Consider the following 4,077-nt stretch of genomic DNA (forward strand, 5'->3'; position numbering starts at 1 on the left):
GGACTGGCTTGCCAATCAGCCACAGCAAGCCAATTCATGAACTCGGCTATGGGGTACGGATTCCGGGGGCAAGGTCAATCTGAAAAAGCCGCTGCCATTCAGCGCCAATTACATCCACTTTGGCAAGGGTCAAATGGAAGCTTTAGTGGATCTTTCACCCGGCACGCACACCGTGCGATTGCTGCTCGCAAACTATGCCCATGTGCTGTATTTCGTCTACAGCGAAGAGCTGACCATCATGGTCACGAAGCAGAACAAGGGGGTAACCCCTGCGAGCGTACTTGGCTCGCCACGCGTGTTCGTGATGCAGCCGGCTGCCGGCAGCACGGTATACGCACCGTTTCGCATGGCGCTGCATGCGAGCGGCTTCAATTTGTCGCACTCCGCAGCCAATGCCGAAGGCACAGGATATTTTCGAGTCAACCTTCAACGCACGGGCTCCAAAGGTGAGGCCATCGACCTCAAAGGGGGTCAGACCGAGTTTTGGCTGGCGCCGCCCAAAGGGGAGTACTTGGTTCTGCTTGAGTGGGTTAGCAACGACAACGGTAAGGTGCAGGCGAGCGCTAAGGCGATCAGCTTCAGCGTTCAATGAGGTACGGTCAGCTTTTGACACTGACCTGGCTCCTCTTGCCATGCCATTGATAACGAAGAAGTCCGGGGTTGCAAAATTAATTGATCTCGGTGGTCGCGAGTGACCGAGTGAGCTTGCCCCTGGAATCCGTGCCCCATAGCCGAGTTCATGAGTTGGCTTGCTGTGGCTGATTGGCAAGCCAGTGCTGCTCGAACTGCATCGGGCTGACGTATGCAAGTAGAGTGCAGCCGGTCGCGGTTGTACCAAAGCAGCCAATCGATGGTTTCGTCCTTCGCCTCGCGCCGGGTCTTGAACCGTTTGCCGTGCAGTCGCTCCACCTTCAACGACCCGAAGAGCGTCTCAGTGCAAGCGTTGACGCTCCTATGTCAAGCGGGACGTGCGGAGTCTGCCAGCATCGCCCTGAAGTCGTGGCCAGCTTACTGGTCAATTCTCGACCGGTCGCAACAGGTCTACAACGCAAAGCGGATTCACTCGGCGCTTGGCTATCTTCCACCCAACGAATTCGAATCCCAAGTTGCTCGGAAGGCGGCTTAGTTCGCAGGAGCGCGCTGATCCAGCCGTAGGGGTTCACTCCAGTCAACAACCAGACCCAAGATGCGTGCCGCCGCCGCGATGCTCTGACCACCCTCGACCAGTCGCACCGCCTCCTGCTTGAATTAAAACGCTCAGCAAGGGATACATTTTTCGAGGGCAAGGTCACCTGTTGCGTCTCCGGCGCTCGGTAGGGACGTGATGTTGGTTCGCCAGGAGTTACAGCTGTCAGAAAAATGTGCGAAGGCGACGGCAAGTGCATGGCATGGCACGGCACGGCACGGATCGACTTCGCGCTGCAATCTCCACACCACCCCCACAAGATAGGAATGTTCGTGACTTTTTTCAGTTACGAACTGTAAACATTTGTTTACATTACGAGTTGACCACTAGCCGATTTACAGCGTTCGGCGGAAGGCCGCCGCCGGACACGTCAAGGTGCTCGGGAGAGAGGCTCAAGCCGACGCAGCGATGCCGCCTGATCGTTAGGCCGAAATCTTTTTTAGATTCACCCATTTTCAGCAAACCTGAGTATCGAACGAATGCAGTCGACGACCACGCGTCTCATCTCTGGCGGGCAAAAAGAAACCCAGCCTGACGATGGCTTTTCCGCAGAGGCCGAAGCGCGCGAGGCTGTGATCCGCTCGGGTATGGTGAGGCTCTTTTTGCGCGGCACCCTCTTTCGCCAGCGTGTCGGTGCCTCGCTGATGACCGTCTTCGCAGCGTTCTGCTGGCGTCACGCGGAGCCAGCATTGCTGCTCACCTGGCTGATCGCCGGACTCGCGATCCTGGGCTGGCGCAATCGGCGCGAGGCTGCCTACGCCGCCATGGTTGGCCGGGACACGTCGGCAATGCAGGCCGGCTTTATATCCGCCATGCGACCGATCTTCACTTTGCACGGGGCAATCTGGGGCGTGTCGCTGTTCTTCAGTTTCGACAACCTTCCGCTCTATGACCAGCTCGGTTGCTGGCTGGTGCTCGCTTGCGTTGCTTCTGCGCCGCTGACGACTGTCGCATTGGTTCCTGCGCTTTCCAGGGCCTACACGAACACCCTGTTCAGCATGTTGATTGCAGTGCTTCTTGGCATAACAGCGACCAAGGAATCCGGCAGCGCGGGACCGGATCTGTTGCTGCTCGGCTTGCCATTCTTCTATTGGTGGCTGCTCGGACGCTTCGGCAAAGGCATCCACCACAACCAGCGCGAGCAATTCGGGCTGCAGTACGACATCGCCTTGCGGGAACAGGAAGCACGCGAAGCCGTGCGTGTCAAAAACCGCTTTCTTGCGGCGGCGTCGCACGACATGCGCCAGCCCGTGTTGGCGTTGTCGCTCTATGCCGAGCACCTGCTCGAGCACCCCGACATGCACATCCAACTGGCGCCAAAGATCGCTGCGGCGAGCCAGGCGGTGAGGGGACTCTTTGAATCGCTGTTCGACCTGGCCAACCTCGACGGCGGCCAGGTTCAGCTGCGGATCGCGCAGGTTGACATCGCGCAGTTGCTCGCCGACGTTCACAACCAGTTCGAACCGCTCGCCGCTGCTCGCCGCATTTCGCTGCGCTGGCGTGGCGCACCATCCCTGCTGATGACCGATGCCGTGCAGATGCGGCGGATGATCGGCAACCTGGTGGGTAACGCCATCAAGTACAGCGAGCCCGACCGGAAGATCCTGCTCTGCGCGCGGCGCCATCGCGGCGGAGTTCGCGTGCAGGTGTGGGACCAGGGCTTCGGCATACCTGAACAGCATCTGGGCAATATCTTTAAGGAGTTCTATCGCGTTGACCGGCCTGACCAAGGGTCGATCGATGGAGCCGGCCTTGGCCTGTCCATCGTCACACGTCTGGCGCGAATACTCGGCACGCAGGTTCAGGTTGACTCGGTGGTCGGCCGCGGCACGCGCTTCACGCTTGACCTGGATGCGACGTCTCAGGCGGCGAATTCTCCCGCTGGCGAAACTGACGATAACCTCCGGAACGTAACAAAAGATGTGCTGGCCATCGCCCGCGTTGACAACTGCGTCACGGTCACTATGTAGTCCCACTGCACGCCTCTGAGCGATCCCGAACGGATCCAGCTGCGGTGTGCACCATCTCTCATGGCCCGCCCTTGCCTGATAAGGCCAACACCGAGCGGCGGGCCTTGAATCGCTGCTTCCATGATTTGCTGGTACTCATCAATCAAGTGCTTTTGAGCGGCAGCCCCAAAGTAAAGTGGTCGAGGCTGCTCTGCATCGGCACTACTCTGGCATTCATGGAGACCGGCACCCAAAGTTCATCTGCCGGCGCGCGAGCTGGAGGCAGGTGCCGCATGAGCGCCCTGACCGTTCACGCGGACACACACGGGCCCTCCGGCGAAGAGGTGCCCGCGTCCGGGCGCGGCCCCGCTTCGGCGCGGGTGGTGGTGACCTACGGCTTCTGGCTCTTTTTGTTGAGCAACATCGTGATGTTCGGGGCCTTCTTCGCAAGCTATTCGGTGCTGCACGGCCACACGGCCGGCGGCCCTTCGGGCCATGAGCTCTTCCATCGCGCCAAGCTGCCGGTCGGAACGGCCTGCCTGCTGTTCTTGAGTAATCACCGGGCAAACCCATCTTGACGCCAAACGCTGGTGCGCGTCAGCGCGGTGCTGATTCAGTTCGTGCCCGGATTCCAACGGTGCGGCAGCAGCATCCTCGATTCAGCTCATCGGCTGCGTCGGCAGTCGCGTGAAGACGTCCTTCAGATACGCGTACGGGTCGTGTCCGTTGAGCCGTGCCGACTGGATCAGACTTATGATCACTGCGGCTCGCTGACCCGCACGCAAGCCGCCGGCAAACAACCAGTTCAAGCGCCCCACGGCCACCGACCGAATCTGATTCTCGATCCAATTGTTCTCTGCCGGCAGTCGAACTGACCTTGCCCGTGCAATCCGTACCCCATAGCCGAACTCATGAATTGGCTTGCTGTGGCTGATTGGCAAG

Annotated in this window: 3 protein-coding genes and 2 pseudogenes; 3 read left to right on the forward strand and 2 right to left on the reverse strand. The window is 59.6% G+C overall.

The features are described 5' to 3' along the window. Positions 1-79: 79 nt before the first annotated feature. Complete coding sequence (locus QN413_RS26775) at positions 80-592, forward strand: DUF4399 domain-containing protein (protein WP_323499605.1); 513 nt, start codon at positions 80-82, stop codon at positions 590-592. A 145-nt stretch (positions 593-737) separates the two neighbouring features. Here the strand turns inward: QN413_RS26775 and QN413_RS26780 are convergent. Further along, positions 738-945, reverse strand: a pseudogene (locus QN413_RS26780) (IS3 family transposase); the annotation flags it as partial. A 720-nt stretch (positions 946-1,665) separates the two neighbouring features. Here QN413_RS26780 and QN413_RS26785 point away from each other — a divergent pair. Next, complete coding sequence (locus tag QN413_RS26785; protein ID WP_323499602.1) at positions 1,666-3,156, forward strand: HAMP domain-containing sensor histidine kinase; 1,491 nt, start codon at positions 1,666-1,668, stop codon at positions 3,154-3,156. Positions 3,157-3,227: 71 nt separating this feature from the next. Next, positions 3,228-3,713: a hypothetical protein gene (locus QN413_RS26790; protein WP_323499603.1), complete on the forward strand. Its 486-nt coding sequence runs from the start codon at positions 3,228-3,230 to the stop codon at positions 3,711-3,713. Between the two features lie 35 nt (positions 3,714-3,748). Here QN413_RS26790 and QN413_RS26795 read toward each other — a convergent pair. Beyond that, positions 3,749-4,001: pseudogene (locus QN413_RS26795) on the reverse strand (transposase domain-containing protein); the annotation flags it as partial. Positions 4,002-4,077 lie beyond the last annotated feature (76 nt).

Origin of the sequence: Variovorax sp. LG9.2, from assembly GCF_035018885.1 — a bacterium.
Taxonomy (GTDB): Bacteria; Pseudomonadota; Gammaproteobacteria; order Burkholderiales; family Burkholderiaceae_C; genus Variovorax.

Coding starts and splice junctions, on each gene's coding strand:
- QN413_RS26785 (WP_323499602.1), top strand. CDS start 1,666: ATGCAGTCGACGACCACGCGTCTCATCTCTGGCGGGCAAAAAGAAACC.